This window comes from Halobacillus sp. A1 (assembly GCF_024189295.1).
Taxonomy (GTDB): Bacteria; Bacillota; Bacilli; order Bacillales; family Halobacillaceae; genus Halobacillus_A.
Genome location: NZ_JAIZEN010000008.1, coordinates 45,829 through 68,317, shown reverse-complemented (window position 1 = coordinate 68,317; position 22,489 = coordinate 45,829). Strand labels below are relative to the sequence as shown.

Genomic DNA, 22,489 nt, shown 5'->3' with positions numbered 1-22,489 from the left:
TGAATTCTTTCTATACTCACATTTTGTTTATTCTTGCCGATACAATAAATACATACTTCACTTAAATAGTGAAAGGGGTTCGTTATTTTTCAAGCATTATGGTTATGGAGGGATAAATATGTCCAATGAACAGACGAGATACTCCCGGCTCGCTCAAATCACAAAATTAATCAATACGAACTTAGAATTAAGAGAAGTTTTGGAGCATGTAGTCACAGCCATATCGGAAGAAATCGTCCGCTGTGATTCAGTCGGCATATACCTGCCTCAAGAAGATGGCACATACCGTGGATTTGTCGGTAAACCTGAGCTTATCAATGGCATGACATTAGATATGCACGTTGTCGATACAGCACATGACCATCTTGCAAAAGAAGTAATAGAAAAGAAGCAAGCCATTTATATTCCGGACACATCAAAAGATTCCAGACCGGATCCACGAGCTGTTAAAGGATTCGGAATCAAATCTCTACTCGTTCTTCCTATGGATTACGAAGAGGAATTATTCGGTCTTGTATTCTTATTTGATTATGGCATTCCCATGAATCTGACAGATTCCGAGATTGAGTCTATTAAAGCTTACGTTAATATGGCTGCTGTAGCTGTGCGAAACTCTAATGACTTAACTAAAAAAGAATCGCTTATCGCAGATAAACAACTTTTATTGAACGTGACCCGGGATTTATCATTATGCTCTTCCCTTAAGGAAGTCATGGATAAGAGTTTTAAATATCTCGGCGAAGTCCTTAAAAACCCTAATATCGGAGCCCACCTCCTGGATCCTGTAGCCCATCGTCACATCAATCCTACAAGCCTGAGTAAGGATAGTGAATGGTCAGAAGAAGCTTGGAAAAGAACTCACCGCCACCTTGCCGTCGATTTCAAAAAGGATTTAGTCTTTCAAGAAGTTCTTCAAAATAAAAAACCTATATTCATAGGTGACACCCTGAACGACCCACGTCCCAATCACGAAGCCTGCCGGAGATTCGGTATCAAAGGAATGTACATGATCCCTATGATTGCTGCCGGCAGTGTTCTTGGCACAATCGCCATCGTGAATTTAAAAGAGAAAGGCCGCGTTTATCCTAAATCCGCTATGCAATTGGCTGAATCCATTGTAGATGCGACCGCACCCGTCCTATCCTACCTTTTATATATTGAGAAGCAAGAACTGATCATTTCGGAAAGAACATCGGAATTGACAGAAAAGAATAGAGAACTTCAGCAAGTAATTAGTGAAGTGAAGCAGATCGGCAGAGAAAAGGAACTGATTCTTAATTCCGCAGGAGAAGGTATATTTGGCCTTGATTTGACGGGCAAGATCACTTTCTGTAACCCATCCGCAACTAAAATTCTGGGATACGAAGAAGAAAGTGAGCTGATTGGCCAGCCTTGCCATAATATTTTGGAAGGATGTAGAGACGAGCAGACTGGTATGTTCTCCCCCAAACTTCAAAAGGAAGTTGATCAAGACAGAGCAGAGGAATATTTCTTTAAAAAAGATCGCAGCCGCTTCCCTGTGGAATTTGTCATCACTCCTCAAATTGAAAAAAATGAAACGGTCGGGTATGTAGTGACTTTCAAAGACATAACGAGTCGCAAGCAAATGGAAGAGAAAATTAAATATCATGCCTACTATGACAGTGTCACGAACCTGCCTAACCGTGTATTATTCCAGGACAGACTCCATCAGGCTTTGAATTACGCTGAATCGTCCGGAAGATCACTAGGTGTTCTATTTTTAGACGTAGACCGCTTCAAAAAAATCAACGATACATTCGGCCACACCTTCGGAGATCGTGTATTAAAGAAAATAGCTGATCGGCTGATCCACCGTCTCCCTAAAGAAGCTACGGTGTCCAGACAAGGAGGAGACGAGTTTATCATTCTCGTTCCTAACTTGGAAAATAAAACAGGGGTGAAGGACTACGCTCGTGAAGTGCTTTGCGTTTTCTCCGATCCTTTTCACATCAATGGACAAGAAGTGTCCGTGAAAACAAGTATCGGAATCAGCATGTTCCCCGAAAATGGAACGAGCTCTGAACAGCTGATCAAATATGCTGATGTCGCCATGTATAAGGCGAAGAAGCTATCAGGAAATCAATTCCAACTGTATGATCCTAACCTAGAAGACCGTAGCTTGGGAAGTGTAGAGCTTGAAAATGACTTGTACAAAGCTTTACAAAATGATGAGCTGACCGTTGTTTATCAACCAAAGTATGATGCTACGAAAAGTCAAATGTTTGGTGTGGAAGCTCTCCTACGCTGGCATCGACCTCAGAAAGGAATAATGAAGCCAAAGGATTTCATCCCGCTGGCTGAGGAAACAGGATTAATTATTCCCATGGGAGAATGGATTTTAAGGAAAGCTTGTGAACAAGGGAAAGAATGGCATAATCAAGGGCTAGATCACCTTTCCGTTTCCGTGAACTTGTCACCTCAACAATTCAACCAGGAAGACTTAGTGGCCAATGTTAAAACAATACTGGAAGAAACTGACTTGCCAGCTCCTTGTCTAGAGCTTGAGCTGACCGAAAACTTAATTATCCACAACACAGAAAAGACTTTAAGAATCATCCACGACCTCAAGGACTTAGGTGTAAAAATATCCATCGATGATTTTGGAACAGGCTATTCATCCTTAGGATATTTGAAAGACTTCCCAGTCGATACGTTAAAAATCGATAAAACATTCATTGATGAACTTCCTGATAATCCAAATAACGCTGCAATAACCAACACGATCATCACACTCGGGAACAGTCTAAAGCTCAACGTGCTAGCTGAAGGTGTTGAAAAGAAAGAACAGCTCGATTATTTGACGGAACATGGGTGTTACCTTATACAAGGCTATTATTTTAGCCGCCCCTTAAAAGCCGAAGATGTTATTCATCAGATTTACATTCGATAACTATCCAATTTAAAGCGAGGAGATCCGTAATGAAATCAGCTAAAGCGGTAGTGGATTACTTGAAGAGTGGAGATGTTTCTTATATTTTCGGGATTCCTGCTGGTTCAGTCAACGCATTTTTTGATGAATTGTATGAAACCCCTGAAATTACACCGATCGTGACAAAACATGAAGGTGCAGCTTCTTATATGGCAGCAGCCTATGCCAAATATTCCAAAGAGCTAGCCGTATGTATCGGCAGCAGCGGTCCTGGTGGCACAAACCTGGTGACTGGTGCAGCTAATGCGATGCGAGAACATTTACCGATCCTTTTTATAACTGGATCTGTACCTGTAAGTACTGTGGGATTAAACGCTTCTCAAGAGCTTGATGCCCACCCGATCTTTGAACCGGTGACAAAGTATAGTAAACGAGTAGACAATGCCGATAAATTACTTGAAGAAGTCCATAAAGCTGTAGAAATCGCTTTATCCGGAGTCCCCGGCCCTGTCCATATCGCTATGCCGATTGACGTGCAGCTGCAAAATATGGAGCCTGTTCCCCTGCCTCCATTTCCGAAAAGAACACCGATTCTACCTGATCACAAAACTATAGAAGAAGCTGTCCAACAATTAGCTTCCAGTCGAAAAGGCTATATCTTTGCCGGCCAGGGCATTCGCAGTGCAGTGCCCCAGCTCATTGAATTAGCAGAAATACTGAATTGGCCGATCGTCACCTCACCTCAAGCAAAAGGACTTATTCCTGACGATCATCCTTTACGAAAAGGGATCTTCGGTTTTGCAGGTCATGAACAAGCTTCCGACCTTATCAATCAAGGCGATTTCGATACTGTGCTCATTGCAGGTTCCAGCCTGGGAGAAACAGCCACAAACAATTACAATCCAAATATCACTAAAGATAAAACGATGATCCAAATAGATTTTGACCAAGAAGTATTCAATAGAAAATATCCAGTCGATCTGCCTGTGCTCGGAGATATTGATATCGCCCTTTCAGCTATTAATGAAGAACTTCACCTTTTAGGGTATGAGCGCATTCCCCCTCCCCTTGCCCGCAGGGATTTTGAGACTTTAACAGATGAGTTCAGTACGAAGAACGCGCTGCTGCGATTGCAGGATTTACTGCCTGTGGATACACGCTATACAATTGATATAGGAGAATTCATGGCATATGTCATCCACCATATGAACGTTTTAGAAACGGACAGCTTTGATATCAATGTTCATTTTGGAGCTATGGGGAGCGGAATTGGCAGTGGAATCGGAGCCAAACTAGCAGACCCCGACCGGCCGACTGTCAGTATAACCGGGGATGGATGCTTTTTCATGCATGGAATGGAACTACTCACAGCCAAGGAGTATAATATCCCCGTCTTATTTGTTGTGATGAACAACGCTAGATTAGGAATGGTGCATCATGGGCACTCTCTCCAGTATCAAAGAGCCCACGAACGCTTCGCACAGGAGCCTGTCGATATTTCTGCTTTAGCGCTTACTATGGGAATCCCGAGTACCCGCGTAGATAAGATGGAAGATTTGGAACAGGAATCTATCGAAAAGTTACTCTATCAAAATGGACCCGCCATATTGGAGATCGCACTAGTGGATGATCGTGTCCCGCCAATGGGGGACCGGGTGAAGTTTTTATCTTCTTTTGGCAAATGAGTACATGAATTTGCTTCTCGTTTCATAGGTCCAAACGACCTTGTACTTTCTCCTCGTTCCAACTATTATAGAGGAGATTTATATAATAGGAGGAAGATCTTATTGAAAATAAAGCTTTTTATAGTTGTCAGTTTGTTACTATCCACCTTTTTGGCAGGATGTGCCGAAGATAAGGATGAGTCCGCAGATGATCATGATGGCCATACCCATGAAACTACTGAAAATGGAGATATACGTGAAGAAACCTCAAGTCTAGACGTCCAGCCAGCTTTCTTAGAAGAAAAACCCGAGGAAGTCCAGGACATTTACTTTGCTGTTTCTAAAAACAAAGATTTACTGGAACAAATGCCATGCTATTGCGGCTGTGGAGAAACGGCCGGACATCGTGATAATTATGATTGCTTCATTTCTGAAAATCATGAGGATGGATCGCTTGTCTGGGATGATCATGGAACAAAATGCGGAGTTTGTTTAGAGATTGCAGCTCAAGCTATCGTCGATCACCAGGACGGCAAATCTGTGGAAGACATTCGTGAAGATATAGATGAGAAGTATGAAAAAGGGTATGCAGACCCTACACCTACTCCAGAAGTATAACGGTAAGAAATCAACCCACCAGTCTCAACTCGAGACTGGTGGGTTTTTTTACGTTAAACGCAGCTGATTTTTTATAAAAGAGTTATCGAATGATATTCCAGTTATAAGGAAGACTCTACTATTCGACTTCACTGTTCCGTCATTGTGTTGAGTAAAAGGTGGTTTCAGGAAGGGGCTCGCTTTCCGTGGGAGTGCAGTGAGCTTCCTCAGGCTTCGCCTTCCGGGATCTCACCAATCACTCTCTTCCCACAGGAGTCTCGCCCCTTCCTAAAACCACCTAACTATAATATTGAGTGACGGAATTAGAAATGTAAGAATAAAACTCTCATGTGACAAATTTTCTAGCATGGTTAAAATGGCTGTTTAGAAGAAAATAACCGAAGGACTAGACAGTGTTCCGAGCAGCAGGTACTGAACCTTTTCTAAAAAAAGCTCAAAACCCTGTTGCAACTCTTTAGCATCTTAGTACGCCCATGGAAAGCGAGTGATTTCCCGGTCCTTCAACCTCCATTCTTAAGAACAGAAACCGTTTCAAACCTGTTATTTAGGTAAGTTACTGTTAGGCAGGCGATAAAATTCACGAATAAAACTGTAATCTCCAGCCATTCTTCCCACAGGTGCCAGTTTGTAAGGGTCGACTTTGTCCCCTGGAATGAGCAAGTCATCTTTAATATGATAACAAACGACTTTTCCTAAAATGAGGTCACTGGAACCCACTTCGATGATTTTATCCAACTTACACTCAAAACTTATGGGAGCGTTAGCAGCTCGAGGAGCGGTTACTCTCACACTTTCTTCACCCCTGGTCCCTGCTTTAAAAAATTCGTCTTCTTCCCGCCCGTAGGATTTGCTGCTGATATGCATTTGGTTAGCCAACGATTCTGAGACAATGTTGATGACAAAATCACCGGTATCACGAATGTTCACGAGTGTATCTTTTTCTCTTTCCACTCTGCCGATAGAAAAACATAGTGTAATCGGATCCATAGAAGCGACAGTGAAAAAGCTGAAAGGGGCAAGATTTCGAATGCCACCCCTACTCACTGTAGAGACCCAGGCAACCGGCCTTGGCACTACAGCTCCTTTGACCAATTTACTCATATCATGATCCTTGAACCATTCCTCTTCGATTATCATAGAAACTCTCCTTCTGCTCAACTCTATAGTGAAATCATACCCTAAAACCAGTTCCGTAGACACGAGCCGCCTCCAAATTTGTTTAAATTATGAAAATTAGGGAATATTCTGCATAATTAAATAAAGGAGAGGTGATTATACTTTGGATGTATTCGAAACATTAGTAGCGGACATATCTGATTTTCTTTGGACTTATCCCCTTGCTATCATTTTGATTTTGGGAGGTATTTTTCTAACAATCCGTATTAAATTTTTCCAATTTCGCTTTTTTGGGCATGTGCTGCACCAAACCGTAGGTCAAATCTTCAAAAAGACAGAAAAAACCGGTACGATTACCCCTTTTCAAGCTTTCACTTCAGCTTTAGCTTCCACCGCAGGTGCTACTAACATAGTCGGCGTACCTGTAGCGATCTCCCTTGGAGGACCTGGTGCATTATTTTGGATGTGGATGGTTGCTCTTATCGGAATGGCTACTAAATACTCTGAAATCTCATTAGGTTTGAAATATCGTGAGAAAAACGAAAAAAATGAATGGGTCGGAGGGCCGCAATATTACATAAGAAAAGCCCTGGGATGGAAGTGGGTTGCCTCCGCGTTCGCTTTCTTCCTCATGATTGAATTGATTCCAAGTACGATGGTCCAATCCAATTCAATAGCGACACAAACGGAAGGAGCTTTCGGATGGCCCGTTGAAATCACTGGACTGGTCATGTGTGCAGTGATTGCTGTCGTAGTGTTCGGTGGAATTAAACGAATTGGTAAGGTAACGGACAAAATGGTTCCAGCTATGGTACTTACTTATGTAGGTGTGTGTCTGTATATCATCTTCGTCAACATCGATCAAATCCCGAGTGTATTCGGTCTGATTTTCACTCATGCTTTCACTCCTATTTCCGCCGCAGGAGGTTTTGCAGGGGCTGGAATTGCTCAAGCACTCCGCTGGGGGATCGCTCGAGGACTTTATTCTAACGAAGCCGGGCTGGGAACAGCCCCTATCGCTCACTCTGCTGCAAAGACCGATCACCCATCCCGCCAGGCCTTATGGGGAATCTTTTCCGTATTTGTAGACACGATTGTCATTTGCTCTATGTCTGGTCTTGTTGTACTCGTAACTGGAGCCTGGACGGAAGTCGGAACGGCTGATGCTTCGAATATGATCAATGTAGCAATCGCCACGGAATTTGGTGATATTTTGGGCGGTGCATTTATTACCGTCTTCCTAATTTTCTTTGTCATTACGACACTTGGTGTATTAATATTTTACGGAGAAAAACAGGCTGAATTTCTATTCAATTTAAAAGCCGCCCGTTTCATGAGGGTCGTCTATATATTAGCTGTGTTTTTCGGAGCTGTAGGCGGGTTACAATTCGTCTGGCAATTCCTTGATTTACTCCTGGCTTTTGTATTGCTGGCCAATATTATCCCTCTTCTCTTCCTGCACAAGGAAATTGCAGCACTGACAGACGATTACGTCAATCGCGTGTATAAGAAGAAAACTAAAAAGAGAACGGTCACGCTTTTTGTTGAAGATGAAATGGATGACGACGAAAAGCGTCGTGCCGCTCGCTAAATTCATTCTTTTCTTAATGAACTCCTGCTTATACCTACCAGATAAGCAGGGGTTTTATATTTCCTCTTTTCTTCATGGTATACTTCTGATTGGATGACACCTTAGACAAAGTTGGTGAACAAATGTTAGATACACACGCCAGAAAATTTGTGCAGCCCCCGATTAACCATACAGCTCATTGGCTGTTAAAAAAGGGATTCACGGCTGATCAAATAACGATCACTGCTTTATTTATCGGTCTTGGAACCAGCATTCTATATGTCATGGGATTCCCCGTTTTAGCAGTAGTTTTTTTATGGTTATCAGGGTTTCTTGATGCGGTGGACGGAACGATGGCTCGCCATACAAAAACCTCGCCGTTTGGAACGGTTATGGACATTACGTTCGATCGTATCGTAGAAGTCTCTATGATTATTGCAATTGCTTACGTACATCCTGAAGTGATGTGGCCGCTGCTATTACTGAGTGTTTCTATAGTTATCTCAATGACTATTTTTTTAGTAGTCGGTTCGGTATCGGAGAAGTCAGGAGTTAAATCATTCTATTATCAAGCCGGGCTAGCTGAACGTACGGAAGGTTTTGTGCTGTTCAGTATTATGCTGCTTTTTCCAAGCTTAGTGTATTGGTCTACCCTTCTCTTTTTTGCTGTAGAATTATTTACAGGTGCCCAGCGCTTTATGGAAGCCCGCAGAATCCTGAAGTAGGTAAGCCTGTTGAATTATTTTTTATTGCAGAAGATACGCTAATAAAAGTAAAATGATGGTACATTATTTTGAAATGGGGAATATCATGGAACGTTCTGTCGGTTTTTGGAAAAGATTAGGCGCAAGTGTACTGGACGGCCTTATTATCTTTTTCCCTTTATTTATACTATTTGATTTGACGCTGGGCTGGGGTGACAACCATCCTGTCCCAAACATCATTCAATATCTCGTTATGCTGATTCTTCCAGTATTATGGTATGGCTACACCGTTGGAAAGAAATTAATGGGTATCCGGATCGTTAAGGTAGATGGTCAGGATGTAGGTATTGGAACTATGCTTATGAGGTTTTTGCTGGCTAATATACTTTACGGTTTGACACTGGGTATCGGTGTGCTTGTCAGTGCTTTTATGGTGGGAATAAGAGATGATCACAGATCGATACATGATTTTATTGCCGGTACATATGTTACAGAAGCAAAACCTGGAGAACTGTCATGATGTTAAGACTTGAGCTTATAAGAGCTCAAGTCTTTTTTAGTTCCATAGTTTAATACGTGCCTGATGATGTGAAGACTATAGAGTGTAAAGAATATTAATTTTTTTGTGGTCGAAAGAAGATAAACGAAATTATCTTGACTTCAAAATAATTTTAATGTATAGTTACTTACATAAAGTAACTGGTTTTTATTTTATTACTTATTTACAGGAGGAATTATTAATGACAACTCTAACTCTAGACAAAGTGCACAGTGTTATTGATTTTCAAATTAAGCATATGATGGTTTCCAAAGCTAAAGGGGAATTCGAGGATTTTGACGTAGAATTCAATGGAGATCTATCAAATGTAGAATCTGCAAGTGTGAAAGTGACCATCCCAGTCGCTTCTATCAATACAGGTAATGAGGATCGTGACAACCACCTGCGTACGGGAGATTTTTTCGAAGCAGAAAAGTACCCGAATATGGTATTTGAAAGCAAGTCGATTAAAAAACTTTCTGACGAAGAATATGAAGTGACAGGCGATTTTACGATTAAAGATGTCACGAAAGAAGAAACATTTACTGTTGAATACAATGGTACTTCTAAGAGCCCGATGGACGGCAGTACAGTTGCAGGATTTGATGTATCCGGTAAAGTGAACCGTGAAGCTTACGGTATGACGTACAATGCAGCGTTGGAAACCGGCGGAATGCTTCTTGGGAAAGACGTGAAGTTCGAAGGTAACTTCGAGTTTACCGTAGCTGAATAATGACGCTAAAATCGCCGCGGGATTCCGCGGCGATTTTTTTATAATTGTACACTTCCCCCACTTACACGCTTCACTCCTCGAATGGATGAGATATCCTCTACCAGCTTCAATAAAGCTCGATCTTTCTCTTTGGCCTCTATCATACAATCGACATCCTGACCGAGAGATTTCAACTCGTTAAGAAGAGGTTTGATAAACTCTACATCTACAAAATCGGAATGACTGCGATAAGCTGATTCGGACTTTGGAGATGAAAGGTGGATTTTTGGAGGCATCGTCTGCCAGGTTTCAAAGAATCTCGGAAGCAAATGGCTCACCGTTTCGTGCGAATCATGATTCGCCATATAATGGTGATAATCGAACATCATGGGAATACCCTCTTTTTCGCAAACCGTGAGTGTTTCTTCTGTAGTATACGTTTTATCATCATTTTCTAGTGTCATCTGCTTTTTGACAGTATCGGGAAGCTGTTTTAAATTTTCATGGAAGCGGGAAATTGACTTCTCTTTATCACCGTACGCTCCTCCCACATGAATGTTGATAAGCCCTTCTTTCTCCAGTCCCATAGCTTGAAGCAATTTGTAATGGTACTCCATGTCCTTTACAGCGTTTTCCGTCACATGAGGCTTATCACTTGTGAAAAGCGTGAACTGATTAGGATGAAAGCTCGTACGCAAGCCATGCTCTTTAACCAGGCGTCCAATTTTTTCATATTCTTCCTTAAAAGGCGTAATGTAATCAAAATCCACCTCATCGTGTGTAGCTAACGGCACTATAGATGAGGAAAACCGGTAGAGGGGAATTTGATGAGCAATGTTATAATACAGAGCTCTTTGTGTATTTTTTATATTCGTTCTTATAATTCTCTCCAATTGTTCGTCACGCTCGTTTTTTGAAAGCTTTTGGTATCTTGAAAATGTCATTGTTTTTGCGGGTGTAGATTCATATAAACTCAAAGCATTTGCCACATAACCAAACCGTATTCTCATTAAGCAATCTCCCTTTCAAACAGGTCATTGGTTTGTATGTTTCCCTTTCCCCATTCATTTTAAAAGCTCATAAGCACGTTGGAGAGGTTTTTGGTGTGGCAGTCGCTTAGCATGGAGGCACCCATGTTCTATAAGGCTTAAAAACACAAAAAAAAGGCGCACTATGCGCCCTCGATCCTATCTATTTACCGTCTCTTCCTCTGTAACGTAATCAACTTCAAACCCTAAATCTTCTAACATTTGATGATCCTTCGTCCCTTCTTGTCCAGCTGTAGTCAAATAATCTCCGACGAATATGGAGTTTGCCGGGTATAGACCCAGAGGCTGGAGACTTCTCAAGTTGACCTCTCGACCGCCAGAAACCCGGATTTCCTTTGAAGGGTTGATAAACCGGAATAATGCAAGCACCTTCAAACAGTATGTCGGCGTAAGTTCATTGGTTCCTTCGAGTAAGGTTCCGTCAATCGCATGCAGGAAATTGACTGGAATTGAATCAGTATCAAGCGCTTTTAGAGCACGGGCCATATCTATGACGTCTTGTTTGGTTTCTTTCATTCCTACAATCACACCGGAACACGGCGAAATCCCCGCTTCTTTTACGTGGTTGACTGTTTCTACCCGATCATCATAAGAGTGACTCGTTGTGATGTTGTCGTGATGATTTGCGGAAGTATTAATGTTGTTATTATAACGATCGACTCCCGCCTCTTTTAAACGTTGAGCCTGATCAGGCTTCAATAAACCAAGACAGGCGCAGATTTTCATGTCATATTTATCTTTGATTTCTTCCACCGCAGAAGTCACGATATCGAGTTCTCTTTTGGAAGGGCCTCGTCCGCTGGCTACAATGCAATATGTTCCTGACTTCAACCGGTGCGCTTGCTCTGCCCCTTGTAAAATTTGTTCTTTATCCATCATCCTGTATTTTTGAATCGGGGCTGAGGAATCTCGCGATTGCGCACAATACCCGCAATTCTCAGGACAGAAACCAGATTTTGTGTTGATAATCATATTCAGTTTCACTTTGTTTCCGTAGTGATGTTTTCGAACCTGGTACGAACTATGTAATAAGTCCAGCATTTCATCATCTGGACTTTCAAGAACCGACAGAGCTTCCCTATCCGTGAGTTCCTTCCCCTCGAGTACCTTTTCAGCTAATACATTCCAATTTGTCATACGATCCCACCTCAGGCGATTTTTTGACTTCTACGAAATGAACTGTTGCGAAGGACACTTTTTTCCAGACGGTTCGCCAGCACTCCTGCTAAGACCGCCAAAACAATATCTTTAGGCAATGGTACGGCCATCCATGCCCATACGAGTGAATAAGTCAGCCCTTCAGGTGCCTCAAACCAAAATACATAAGCAGCGTACATCCAGTTGGTTCCAATAATATAATTGACCGCCATCGCCACTAACGCAGCGGTGATGTAAGAAGGCAGGGTGCGTTTACGCTCGACCATTTTACCAGCTATGTAAGCAATGAGAATATAGGATAGTATAAAGCCGAACGTAGGCATGATCGCTGTCCCAAGTCCTCCTTTAAATTGAGCAAAAACTGGAGCTCCAGCCAGCCCTAACAGTAAGTAAGTAAACATCGATAAAGCGCCTATCCGGCTGCCAAGAATAAGACCGGCTAATATAGCAAAAAATGTTTGCAGCGTAATCGGAACGCCTCCTATTACCATAAAGGGTGCAATAGTCGTAATATTGGCACCGACGGCCATCATCGCTACGAATAGGCTCCCCATCGTTAATTCAAATGCACTGTATCTCGTTTTTTGTCCCATAATCAACCTCTTCTCCTCTACATTTTATAAAACTAGCATAGAAGAAAATGCTTCCATATGTCAACTTAAATTTTAAATGGTTAACGAATAAACATAAAAAAAGAACGCCCTTTAGCGTCCCTCTTAAAATTTCTTATAAGCAGTTGTATTTTGAACGATTTCATTTTCTAAAACTTATCCCGCCAAAGACTCCTAAAAACCACCTTCCTCTAATCATTACTGACTGAACAGCAGAGATTCGAAGCTAGTCTCCCACAATCCTGTCATATCTTTTTTGAAAAGATAAAAAATCACCTATGACGTTTAATATATACAAATAAAAAAAAGGACGCCCAAAACGGCGTCCTGTTCTCATTATCTATGGTTCATTTCACTTGGTTCAGGGCCTTTACGTTCGCCGCGATCCAGTTCATGAATCTGTGCCATATCTTCCTCAGTCAGTTCAAAATCAAATACATCAAAATTTTCTTCAATTCGTGAAGGTGTCACAGACTTAGGAATAACTACTGTGTCATTTTGCAGATGCCAGCGGATAATGACCTGAGCCGGTGTTTTCTCGTGCTTCTTGGCAATCGTTTGGACAGCGTCATTCTTAAGAACTTCTCCACCTTGCATCAACGGGCTCCATGCCTCAACAAGAATACCATTCTCGCGGCAGAATTCTTTCAACTCATTCTGCGCTAGGAACGGGTGGCATTCCACCTGGTTGATTGCAGGCTTAACGTCACATTCGTCCAACAGACGCTGAAGGTGATCGATGTTGAAGTTACACACACCAATCGCTTTCGTTTTTCCGTCTTTCTGGAGCTGTTCCAACGCTTTATACGTTTCCACATATTCATCAAAATCCGGAGTCGGCCAGTGGATTAAATACAAGTCCACATAATCCAGCCCTAATTTTTCTAAGCTTTCATCCATAGCTTTTATCGTATTTTCATAACCTTGATCGGCATTCCAAACCTTTGTCGTAATGAAAAGATCTTCACGAGGGACATCACTCTTCGCAATCGCTTCGCCGACCTGACGCTCATTCTTATAGATCGCAGCCGTATCAATCGAACGGTAGCCTGTCTCAATCGCTTTAGTAACAGCAGGTACTGCGTCTTTCTCTTCTACTTGCCATACGCCAAATCCCAGCTGGGGCATGTCGATTTTGTCATGCAGTTTTACTGTGTTCATTATTGAATCTCTTCCTTTCTTTGTAAAAGGTTACAGAGGTAGTGTAGCACAGGTGAGAGGGGTCTGGCTCTCATTCTGCTTGCCTTGCTTGGTCTATTATGAGGAGCGATTTCAAGGGGGACTGCAAAGTATATTTAAAGCTTTACAGATTTACCAAAAAATCACCTCACCTATGGGGTAGAATGAAAAACTTTGTTCAGCGTTGTTAATGATTTTTCATAAGAGTGCAACGATGCTGCTCTGACTCAACTCTCTCTCTTTATCGAAAGCAAATGAAAAATCAATGCAAATAAAATAACCCCCGCTTCTCCGACGAGAGTTTACTCGAACACGCTTCGATAGGATTGTGTTTTTTCTATAATATCAATGACGCGCTCAGCCATCTGCGTCATGTCCGCTACATCTGCGCCTTCGTCACAATCCGACCATTCAAAAACACGCTGGCCCCCATTGATTGTTACAGTCATAGAATAATCAGGATTTTGGCTGCATCGCGCGCTTAAATCTTTCTCTTCCATATAATTTTCTAACACTAGTAATTTATAAATTTGGTTCAGCTGGGCTTCGGTAAATTGAAATCCGTTTTGTGTGATGCTATTTTCATCTGACTGGACGGTTAACGATTGTTTCTGCGTGCTTATGTTTACGCGGTTTCCGTTATCATAAGAGAAATCTATTTCGAAGGAGTCCTGACGATTGGCATCATAATCAATAGTAAGCAGATCAATAGGCGAAGTGTTTTCCCCGCAGCTCACTTCATAAATCGTCTCTTTCGTACGGTCAATTCTATTGATTTCTTCACACTTCTTTTTTGAAACTTTATCGGCACCAAATTGATCCTGGGTCGTATCAAGTTTGTATTCGATCTCTTCCCCATTAAAGTTCAAATCTTTAAAAACAGGATCCCCTTCTGAGGTGTAACTGACTATTCTCACCTCAGCATCTTCTCCTTGATCCACACTTCGAATGAATTCATCTAAATACTGTGGATTGTCTATCTGGCCATGACTTTCGATTACATTATGATCCTGCTGATTATACCCTTTAAACTCGTCTGAAATACCCGCAATTTGGACTGAACAGCCTGCTGCCAGGAAAATTAGAAGGCTCACCAAGTAAAACCTCATAGCATTCACCTCAACCTATTTGTCGAGACAGACAAATGGATTTTTTATGACTGCTCCATTCAACCCTCTCTTTTCCGGAAAATAACGACCCAATTGGAGCCTGTCCTTATTCCATAAGCTTTAGCAAAGGAACCCTGGTTAATCGCTACAGCCATATTATCCAGAGAATTAATATAAACAAGAGGCTCACCTTTATGAGTATCTGCAAATGAGCGTCCGAACGTCATGACGTTTTGATAAATCGTACGGCCTCCATGCTGAATTTCCACCTCAATCGTCCCGCCATATGGAATTTCCAGCTTTTTGAACAGCTCACGGCTGATGTTTGTCCATAAATTCCCGAAGCGAATATCAAGTATATCGATCATACCTTCTACGAGATTCCCCTCGAGCTGAGCATCTTTGACTGGAAGCCTCACGATGCTTTCGACAGGTATTTGCGGTCCTGTTCCTTCAAAAGAAATGACCTCTGAAGCCAACCTTGCACCTGTATAGGCATAAATATCGCGTCCATGAAAAGTGTAGGATTCTCCTGATTTAGGCAGTCGGTTAATTTCTTCGTCAATTTCCCTGGCGGCCACTATGCCTTCCGTACGGGCAATATGTGTAAGCGATCCATTATCAGGCGTGACCACATAATGGCCCGATCCGGTCTTAACAACAATACTTCTTCTAGTAGAACCGACTCCTGGATCGACTACAGATACAAACACCGTTCCTTCAGCCCAATAGGTGATCGTCTGCCATAAACGGTAGGAAGCTTCCCAAATATCATAAGGGGGGATGTCATGGGTGAGATCAAAAATTTTCAGGTCGTGGTCTACAGAGTTCGCTACACCGTGCATTGCACTAACGGCGCCGTCACTGATTCCAAAATCTGATTGTATTACTAAAGCTTTTTTCATGATGTAACCTCCAACTGGACTGCGTCAAATTGAACTTATAGTTAAAGTAATAATACAGAATTTTCCCACAAAACTCAATGACAATCGTTCGACCCTATGCTCTAATTTTGAGGAATTCTGACTGTTTGCCAAATTAGTTAACCAGGTTTACTATTAATGTAGTTATGTTTATTTGGGGAGAGGCTGATTTATGTCCAATCAAGAGAAAATGAGTTTAATTACTGAGCTTGAAAGCACGATGCGCAGTTTTATTAGAGAGTATAGACGCGAGTTTAACGAGCTTTTAGGGGAAGGGTTCACAGGCAGTGAATTCGCCTTTTTACGTGCCATTCATGAAAACAGCGAACAAAACGTCTCTCGGCTCGCAGCAGCGTTGAATGTCTCTAACAGCCATGCTACAACGATTATGGACCGCTTGGCTGATAAAGGGCTGATCACACGTACACGTTCAGAACACGACCGTCGTGTAGTGATATTTGAGCTTACGGAGCATGGAGAAGAAGTATTCTTTGTTCTTAATGAAAAAAGAACACAATATATGCAGGAGCGATTCGAGAAACTCTCGATTTCAGAAATCGAAGAACTTATAAGGATATTTAATATCTTATAAAATAAAAGGATGAACAATGTATGGAGCATCTAGAACAAAGACAAAAAGTAACCATCATGATCGCTATCATGGCGGCTATGCTGTTTGCTGCTTTGAACCAAACCATCATCGGCACGGCACTTCCGATCATCGTAGCTGATATTGGCGGGATGAAATATTTCAATTGGGTTTTTACTATATACATGCTGGCTTCAAGTATAACTGCCATACTCGTCGGGAAACTATCTGATACATATGGACGGAAGATCTTTATTCTTACAGGCATCGGAATTTTCATCGTCGCCTCCTTACTATGCGGCCTATCTGCCAATATCTATCAACTCATTATTTTCCGTGCGATTCAGGGGCTTGGCGGCGGAATGATCATTTCCACTTCATTCACAGCGATCGGTGACCTTTTTCCACCGCGGGAACGTGGGAGATGGCAAGGTATGATGGGGTCTGTATTTGGATTGGCCAGCGTATTCGGACCCACATTCGGCGGCTATATTGTCGATACATGGCAATGGAATTGGGTGTTCTGGGTTTTCCTGCCCTTTGGATTTGTAGCCTTTATCATGATATGGAAGATGTTCCCTAACCCTGAAAAAAGCGAGAAGCAAACGGTTGATTTCCTTGGGGCGGTCCTTCTTACTTTGACGATCATCCCTTTGTTATTAGCTTTCTCCTGGGCGGGACAAAACTTTGCGTGGAGCTCACCTATTATTATAGGGCTGTTTACGTGGTCGGTAATCGGTCTTGCGGCTTTCATAGTAGTTGAACGAAGAGCAGAAAACCCAGTCATCCCTCTCCACCTTTTTAAAAACAGCATCTTTTCCATATCTAATATGGCCGGGCTGTTGATGGGGATGGGAATGTTCGGAGCTATTATGTACATGCCATTCTTTATCCAAGGAGTCCTCGGCATCTCAGCTACACAAACAGGATTCATCATGATGTCGATGATGCTGAGCATGGTTCTAACGAGTACAATCGGCGGCCAGCTCATTACAAGGACCGGACGGTATAAAATTTTTGCGATAGCTGGGTTGTTGATTATGGCAGGAGGTATGTTTTCTATGTCTCTCATGTCCGTGGAAACTACGGTGACAGGAGTCGTGCGGAACTTGGTTTTTGTGGGTCTTGGCCTTGGATTGACTTTTCCGGTACTGACTTTGACGGTGCAAAATGCGGTCGAACATCAGTATCTTGGGGTTTCAACATCAGCTTCTCAGTTTTTTCGTCAAGCCGGGGGTACGATGGGTGTGTCCATCATGGGTTCGATCATGAACATGATTATGGGAAGAGAAATGGCTAATGTAAATGCAGTGAATGATTTCGAAGAGGCATCAGAGTTACAGGATCCTCAAGTGTTGATGGATCCTAATCAGATTAGTTCTTTAGCAGAAACCTCAGAAGTTCCAAGTGCTCAATTCGAACAAATGATTTTTTCCATGCGTGAGGTGTTAAGTCAGGCGCTCAACGGTTCCTTTTTATTCGGGACTTTCATTTTACTGGGGGCATGGGTATTAATATTATTTTTAAAAGAAATACCACTGCGTATGACGAACCAGCCTGCAAAAAAGGAAGAAAAAATAAGCTCTTAAGATAGGCAGTTGTCATTTTATATTGAAAACAAAGTAAAGTTTATGAAGAATTTTTCTTAAACTAACTGGCAGGATAGTGGAAGACTTGATTTCGAGACATTGGGTGAGAGGAACAGGGCGGCGGGGAATGACTCGCTTTCCGTGGGAGCGCGGTGAGCTTCCTCGGACGTCCCGTCCTGCGGGATCTCACCAAGCACTCTCTTCCCACAGGAGTCTCCCCATTCCCCGCCGCCCCTCCCTATAAATGCGCTTCTCGAAATCCAATTAATAAGAAAATTTTTAATTAAAGAGGGAGAATAACACTCCAGTGCAACGGTTAAATTGTCCTATTTTAAAACTCCACAATTTTAATTTAGTTTACTTGCCTTCCTGTGCAAGGTTGATAAGAAAATTCAGACATTCCAATCCTTTCTCAACTCAACACATAGCTACGAGGAGACTTCCTTCACTTCTGTGCGGTAAGGAATCATCGAATTCCTCGTTCTTCTTGTTTCTTTATCTCCGGCATCTCATTCCAGTTCATACGAAATTGAACGAAGCGCTTTCGCTTTTAAAAATGGAATATCGCAGTTCCCCAATCCTCGATACGAAGTAGCGAGAAAAAGTACCGCTTTCACTAAGAAGAAGCGGTTTTCATCACTCTGTTCTTTCGGATTAAGATCTTTATAGCAAGGTTTTGCAACCTGAGACACTTGGACAGAGAATCTGCGTACTAAAAGAAATGTTTGCTTTTTCTTGAAGCGGTTTCGAGATACATGTTTGGCCGAGGAGCGGAGGGAAACGGTGAGACTCCTGGGGGGGAGGAGCGGGACAGGTGAGACCCCGGAGAGTTTCCCGGAGCTCCTAGATTCTCATTATGTCTCGAAACTGAGTTTTCCACTAAAGGGAGCTTTAGTTTAACATGACAAATTAACAAACAAAGCGCTTGGAATTTAATATCCAAGCGCTTTGTTTGTTAATTAAGCCGTTTTCCTATATTTATTCAGCATAAAATGCCAATTCCTCTTCGATTTTAGTCCGGATTTTCTCAAGAGCTTCCTCAGGAGTATTGGCAAAAACCCGGGTACCATTGACCATTGCGTATGGCTTTATGGCACACAACCCGCAAAAGGAAAGGCACTCATTCATAAGCACGGCTACGTCCGGATACTCAGCTTCGATAATCGATTCAACATCGATCTCGTTAATCAAATTCCCGTCACAAATTTCCACGACGACTACCCCATACGGTCATTCTCCTTTACTCTGCTGCTAGTCCCAAAATCTCGCGAGCCTGCTGTTCATCATGCTGCATATGTTCCACAAGTGCATCAAGTCCATTGAAATTTTCTTCTCCGCGCATGAACCGCAAATATTTTACAGTTACCTTTTTTCCATACAAATCACCTGAAAAATTGAGAAGGTATGCTTCGACTTTATAAGTTTGGCCATTGACAGTAGGTCGATATCCTGCGCTGATCAATGAATAATATTGTGCAGATACCTGTTCATCATGCACCTCGACAACTCCAAGGTAAACGCCTGGTTTCGGCTCCACATACTCTTCGATTTCACCTAAGTTCAGTGTAGGAAATCCAAGCTGACGCCCAAGCTGTTCCCCTTTTTCAACAACGCCTGTCGTTTCAAATGGACGTCCCAGGAGCGCCTGCACGGCCTCCATCTGCCCGCCGGCTACTAGTTGTCGAACCTTAGTGCTGCTGACCTTCTCATGATTGAAGCTTACGTGGGGAAGGACGGTTACAGGTATGCGGTGCTCTTTGCAAAGCTCCGTCAACCCTTCTGCATCTGCATTTCTGCCTTTTCCGAATTTAAATCCTTCCCCAATAATAACTCGGCTGATGTTCAACTGGGTTAATTGTTCATTCACAAATTGTTCTGGTGTGATTTGCGCATATTCTTTAGTAAAATAGATATTATAATAACGATCAACCCCTGCACGTTTCAGCATCTGCAGCTTATCTTTAAAGGAAGATAGAGATTTTTCATAGGCGGGATCACCCTTCAGCACCCATAGTGGATGGTCAGAAAACCCGAACACGGCTACGTCTTCACCATTTTCCCGGTAAGCATTCGCTTGGTCCAGAAGCTGCTGGTGTCCAATGTGAAGTCCATCAAATTTACCTATCAATAAAATCGTCGGTTTTTCATTAGCTGGTGGTAAAGCGGTCACTTCGATCGTTTCCATATCTCTATACTCCCCTTTTTACGTTCGTACATACCCTATTTTCTATAGTATAACCATCCTGACTGACACTCAACTAATCTGCATATACACTTATGAAAGGAGTGCTATTAATGCTTAGTAAAGCTGAAGCTTTTGCTGTTAAAGCACATCAAGGGCAGAAGAGAAAGAGTTCCAATGAAGATTATATCGTCCACCCCATCAGAGTCGCAGAAACCTTGAAGCAAGCAGGCAGCAGCGAAGAACTGGTTTGTGCGGGTTATCTCCATGATGTAGTTGAAGACACGCCTTATGAACTTGAAGATATTGAAAGAGAATTCGGCTCCCGCGTTCGCAGCCTCGTCGCTGCCCACACCGAAGATAAAACCAAGTCCTGGTATGAGAGAAAAGCCCACACGATTGAAACGGTAAGAATCAGCAGCATAGATGTAAAATCTCTTATTATTGCGGATAAGCTGGATAATCTCCGTTCAATCGAAGAACACTACAACATCGTTGGAGAAGCCGTGTGGTCCTATTTCAAAGCTGGCTACGATTTGCAAAAGTGGTACTATCAATCAGTCGAAAACAATATGTACACAGGCCTCGAGGAAAAAGCTCCCTCGTTCTTCACAAGTTACTCAGATGCAGTGCAAAGATTTTTCTCGAACAAATAAAGCCAGAAGCTCTAATAAACAGCTTCCGGCTTCTTTTTTTATGAGGATTGTAAATAATGCGCTTCAATGATAGCTTCATCAGAATGCGGGATTTCTTTCCCTTTAATGATTTGAGCATTATTGATGCACCCGCTTGTCAGCAGAATAATATCGCCGGCTTGTCCAAGGTGAAGGGATTTCCTTACTCCTTCTTCTCTCGTTAACGCTGTATGGATATTTTGAGCATCTGGGTTTTTAAATCCAGCCATCACCTGATCGACAATGATTTGAGGGTCATGAAATCCAGGGTGATCTACGGTAACGATGATTTCATCGGCTTTTCCTTCAATCATGGCTGCCATCTTCGGCATTTTTTTAAAATCACGTATGCCAATACCGGCAATCATAACGATGAGCTTATTGTATTTTAATTTTTTCACTTCTTCGACCAGTCTAGTTAAAGCCACAGGTGTATGGGCGTAATCTAAAATGACTTTCGGATGGTTTTCTGCTTGAATCACTTGAAACCTTCCTTCGGGGCTTTTCAATTGCGGGAGAACTTCAACAATCTCTTTTATTGAATACCCGAAATGCAAAGCAGCCCCGATAGCAGAAAGTACGTTTGAGATATTATAAGTCCCATATACAGGGGCAAAAGCCTGACAAGTCTCCCCTTTATAATCCAACTTGAAATAAGACCCTTTTTCCCCAACCTCTAAATGAGAGGCTTTCAAATCAGCATTTGAATCCTCAAGTAAGCTGTATGTGATTTTCGGTCCCTCAAATAATTCAAGGACTTCTTTCCCCATACCTTCGTCATCTGCATTCACCACGGCACATTTTGCCTGCTCAAATAATTTCAGCTTACATGCTTTATAGTGATCGATCGTTTGATGATATTCTAAATGTTCTTCTGAGAAATTTGTGTGAATGGCTACATCAAACGTAATTCCTTCCACACGCTTTTGGTCAAGTGCAATCGAGGAAACCTCCATAGAAGCAGCCACATCTCCCTGCTGATCTAGTAAAGAAAAAATGTGATGAAGATCAACCGCTTCCGGAGTAGTAGGCGTACTTTTTTTATAGTTGAATTTCTCCTTGGAGCTCCAAATCCCTGTCGTTCCGACCAGACCTGTCGGCTTTCCTAAAAGATTCAATAAAGAGCGGACATAAGCTGACACAGTCGTCTTCCCGTTCGTACCTGTTACCCCGATGGTTAACAGTTTCTCATCTGTCCGGCTGTAGAAATGCTTGGACATATAGGCCATAGCTTTCCTTACATCTTCCACTAACACAAATGAACACTCAGGATAACTGCGGCTTAATGATTCCAGATGTTCGTCATGATCCCCTATCACCGCAACAGCCCCGTTCGCAATCGCTTCGTCGATAAACTCATGACCATCCTGGTTTTCTCCTCGAATACTGAAAAATACCGATCCTCTTTCTACATATTTTGAGTGGAACATCAGATTTGAGATGGTTTGTGTACCAGGACCATAAATAGACCTAAGGCCGATATGGTATACTTGATTGAATTCAATTTTCATCATTTTCTTCCCCACTTATGTGTTTATTAGCTTAAGCAGTCGTCACTTGGCAAGTACCAGCATGGGCAGAATTTCATCTATTTATATTATGGGCATACTCTAT

The 22,489-nt window shown here is 42.2% G+C and carries 20 protein-coding genes; 10 read left to right on the top strand and 10 right to left on the bottom strand.

Going from position 1 to position 22,489, the window contains the following annotated elements:
- Positions 1–118 precede the first annotated feature (118 nt).
- From LF817_RS10480 to LF817_RS10470, 3 genes are all read left to right on the top strand, one after another.
- On the top strand, positions 119–2,911 hold the full coding sequence (locus LF817_RS10480; protein WP_253935756.1) for a bifunctional diguanylate cyclase/phosphodiesterase: 2,793 nt from the start codon (positions 119–121) through the stop codon (positions 2,909–2,911).
- 29 nt (positions 2,912–2,940) lie between these two features.
- Positions 2,941–4,575: a thiamine pyrophosphate-binding protein gene (locus LF817_RS10475; protein WP_253935755.1), complete on the top strand. Its 1,635-nt coding sequence runs from the start codon at positions 2,941–2,943 to the stop codon at positions 4,573–4,575.
- Positions 4,576–4,677: 102 nt separating this feature from the next.
- Positions 4,678–5,172, top strand: a complete 495-nt coding sequence (locus LF817_RS10470) for a PCYCGC domain-containing protein (RefSeq protein ID WP_253935754.1) — start codon at positions 4,678–4,680, stop codon at positions 5,170–5,172.
- A gap of 540 nt (positions 5,173–5,712) precedes the next feature.
- Here LF817_RS10470 and LF817_RS10465 read toward each other — a convergent pair.
- Complete coding sequence (locus LF817_RS10465; protein WP_253935753.1) at positions 5,713–6,309, bottom strand: flavin reductase family protein; 597 nt, start codon at positions 6,307–6,309, stop codon at positions 5,713–5,715.
- Positions 6,310–6,451: 142 nt separating this feature from the next.
- Here LF817_RS10465 and LF817_RS10460 point away from each other — a divergent pair, with 142 nt between their 5' ends.
- The 4 genes from LF817_RS10460 (at position 6,452) to LF817_RS10445 (ending at position 9,833) form a co-directional block, all read left to right on the top strand.
- Positions 6,452–7,879, top strand: a complete 1,428-nt coding sequence (locus LF817_RS10460) for an alanine/glycine:cation symporter family protein (RefSeq protein ID WP_253935752.1) — start codon at positions 6,452–6,454, stop codon at positions 7,877–7,879.
- A 122-nt stretch (positions 7,880–8,001) separates the two neighbouring features.
- Complete coding sequence (locus LF817_RS10455) at positions 8,002–8,583, top strand: CDP-alcohol phosphatidyltransferase family protein (protein ID WP_253935751.1); 582 nt, start codon at positions 8,002–8,004, stop codon at positions 8,581–8,583.
- 85 nt (positions 8,584–8,668) lie between these two features.
- Positions 8,669–9,082 carry an RDD family protein gene (locus LF817_RS10450; RefSeq protein WP_253935750.1) on the top strand — a complete coding sequence of 138 codons (414 nt, stop codon included), beginning with the start codon at positions 8,669–8,671 and terminating at the stop codon, positions 9,080–9,082.
- A gap of 220 nt (positions 9,083–9,302) precedes the next feature.
- Positions 9,303–9,833 (top strand): YceI family protein, encoded by a 531-nt coding sequence (locus LF817_RS10445; RefSeq protein WP_253935749.1) that lies wholly within the window; start codon positions 9,303–9,305, stop codon positions 9,831–9,833.
- 38 nt (positions 9,834–9,871) lie between these two features.
- On the opposite strand, the gene uvsE is transcribed toward LF817_RS10445, so the two are convergent.
- The 6 genes from uvsE to LF817_RS10415 all read right to left on the bottom strand — a co-directional run bounded on the left by uvsE (position 9,872) and on the right by LF817_RS10415 (position 15,823).
- The gene (uvsE, locus tag LF817_RS10440; protein ID WP_253935748.1) at positions 9,872–10,822 is read right to left on the bottom strand and encodes a UV DNA damage repair endonuclease UvsE; all 951 of its coding nucleotides are present in this window, start codon (positions 10,820–10,822) and stop codon (positions 9,872–9,874) included.
- A gap of 177 nt (positions 10,823–10,999) precedes the next feature.
- Positions 11,000–11,998, bottom strand: coding sequence for a biotin synthase BioB (gene bioB / locus LF817_RS10435; RefSeq protein ID WP_253935747.1), 999 nt, complete (start codon positions 11,996–11,998; stop codon positions 11,000–11,002).
- Between the two features lie 11 nt (positions 11,999–12,009).
- A complete protein-coding gene (locus LF817_RS10430; RefSeq protein WP_253935746.1) occupies positions 12,010–12,612 on the bottom strand; it encodes a biotin transporter BioY in 603 nt (200 codons plus the stop codon).
- 354 nt (positions 12,613–12,966) lie between these two features.
- Complete coding sequence (locus LF817_RS10425) at positions 12,967–13,791, bottom strand: aldo/keto reductase (RefSeq protein WP_253935745.1); 825 nt, start codon at positions 13,789–13,791, stop codon at positions 12,967–12,969.
- 320 nt (positions 13,792–14,111) lie between these two features.
- Positions 14,112–14,903, bottom strand: a complete 792-nt coding sequence (locus tag LF817_RS10420; RefSeq protein ID WP_253935744.1) for a DUF4362 domain-containing protein — start codon at positions 14,901–14,903, stop codon at positions 14,112–14,114.
- Between the two features lie 74 nt (positions 14,904–14,977).
- A complete protein-coding gene (locus LF817_RS10415; RefSeq protein ID WP_253935743.1) occupies positions 14,978–15,823 on the bottom strand; it encodes an SAM hydrolase/SAM-dependent halogenase family protein in 846 nt (281 codons plus the stop codon).
- A 190-nt stretch (positions 15,824–16,013) separates the two neighbouring features.
- On the opposite strand from LF817_RS10415, the gene LF817_RS10410 reads away from it, so the two are divergent.
- Both LF817_RS10410 and LF817_RS10405 read left to right on the top strand, forming a co-directional pair.
- Positions 16,014–16,433 (top strand): MarR family winged helix-turn-helix transcriptional regulator, encoded by a 420-nt coding sequence (locus LF817_RS10410; protein ID WP_253935742.1) that lies wholly within the window; start codon positions 16,014–16,016, stop codon positions 16,431–16,433.
- A 20-nt stretch (positions 16,434–16,453) separates the two neighbouring features.
- Positions 16,454–18,019, top strand: coding sequence for an MDR family MFS transporter (locus LF817_RS10405; RefSeq protein ID WP_253935741.1), 1,566 nt, complete (start codon positions 16,454–16,456; stop codon positions 18,017–18,019).
- 978 nt (positions 18,020–18,997) lie between these two features.
- On the opposite strand, the gene LF817_RS10400 is transcribed toward LF817_RS10405, so the two are convergent.
- Both LF817_RS10400 and LF817_RS10395 read right to left on the bottom strand, forming a co-directional pair.
- The gene (locus LF817_RS10400; protein WP_253935740.1) at positions 18,998–19,231 is read right to left on the bottom strand and encodes a YuzB family protein; all 234 of its coding nucleotides are present in this window, start codon (positions 19,229–19,231) and stop codon (positions 18,998–19,000) included.
- 28 nt (positions 19,232–19,259) lie between these two features.
- Entirely contained in the window at positions 19,260–20,204 is a 945-nt protein-coding gene (locus LF817_RS10395) for a bifunctional riboflavin kinase/FAD synthetase (protein WP_253935739.1), read from the bottom strand.
- Positions 20,205–20,314: 110 nt separating this feature from the next.
- Here LF817_RS10395 and LF817_RS10390 point away from each other — a divergent pair, with 110 nt between their 5' ends.
- Positions 20,315–20,857, top strand: coding sequence for an HD domain-containing protein (locus tag LF817_RS10390; protein WP_253935738.1), 543 nt, complete (start codon positions 20,315–20,317; stop codon positions 20,855–20,857).
- A gap of 38 nt (positions 20,858–20,895) precedes the next feature.
- On the opposite strand, the gene LF817_RS10385 is transcribed toward LF817_RS10390, so the two are convergent.
- Complete coding sequence (locus tag LF817_RS10385) at positions 20,896–22,386, bottom strand: UDP-N-acetylmuramoyl-L-alanyl-D-glutamate--2,6-diaminopimelate ligase (RefSeq protein ID WP_253935846.1); 1,491 nt, start codon at positions 22,384–22,386, stop codon at positions 20,896–20,898.
- Positions 22,387–22,489: the final 103 nt, after the last annotated feature.

Bases quoted from the DNA above. Each gene is read 5' to 3' on its own strand.
- LF817_RS10480 (WP_253935756.1), top strand. From the start codon at position 119: ATGTCCAATGAACAGACGAGATACTCCCGGCTCGCTCAAATCACAAAA.
- LF817_RS10475 (WP_253935755.1), top strand. From the start codon at position 2,941: ATGAAATCAGCTAAAGCGGTAGTGGATTACTTGAAGAGTGGAGATGTT.
- LF817_RS10465 (WP_253935753.1), bottom strand. From the start codon at position 6,309: ATGATAATCGAAGAGGAATGGTTCAAGGATCATGATATGAGTAAATTG.
- LF817_RS10455 (WP_253935751.1), top strand. From the start codon at position 8,002: ATGTTAGATACACACGCCAGAAAATTTGTGCAGCCCCCGATTAACCAT.
- LF817_RS10450 (WP_253935750.1), top strand. From the start codon at position 8,669: ATGGAACGTTCTGTCGGTTTTTGGAAAAGATTAGGCGCAAGTGTACTG.
- LF817_RS10445 (WP_253935749.1), top strand. From the start codon at position 9,303: ATGACAACTCTAACTCTAGACAAAGTGCACAGTGTTATTGATTTTCAA.
- uvsE (WP_253935748.1), bottom strand. From the start codon at position 10,822: ATGAGAATACGGTTTGGTTATGTGGCAAATGCTTTGAGTTTATATGAA.
- bioB (WP_253935747.1), bottom strand. From the start codon at position 11,998: ATGACAAATTGGAATGTATTAGCTGAAAAGGTACTCGAGGGGAAGGAA.
- LF817_RS10430 (WP_253935746.1), bottom strand. From the start codon at position 12,612: ATGGGACAAAAAACGAGATACAGTGCATTTGAATTAACGATGGGGAGC.
- LF817_RS10425 (WP_253935745.1), bottom strand. From the start codon at position 13,791: ATGAACACAGTAAAACTGCATGACAAAATCGACATGCCCCAGCTGGGA.
- LF817_RS10415 (WP_253935743.1), bottom strand. From the start codon at position 15,823: ATGAAAAAAGCTTTAGTAATACAATCAGATTTTGGAATCAGTGACGGC.
- LF817_RS10410 (WP_253935742.1), top strand. From the start codon at position 16,014: ATGTCCAATCAAGAGAAAATGAGTTTAATTACTGAGCTTGAAAGCACG.
- LF817_RS10405 (WP_253935741.1), top strand. From the start codon at position 16,454: ATGGAGCATCTAGAACAAAGACAAAAAGTAACCATCATGATCGCTATC.
- LF817_RS10395 (WP_253935739.1), bottom strand. From the start codon at position 20,204: ATGGAAACGATCGAAGTGACCGCTTTACCACCAGCTAATGAAAAACCG.
- LF817_RS10390 (WP_253935738.1), top strand. From the start codon at position 20,315: ATGCTTAGTAAAGCTGAAGCTTTTGCTGTTAAAGCACATCAAGGGCAG.
- LF817_RS10385 (WP_253935846.1), bottom strand. From the start codon at position 22,386: ATGAAAATTGAATTCAATCAAGTATACCATATCGGCCTTAGGTCTATT.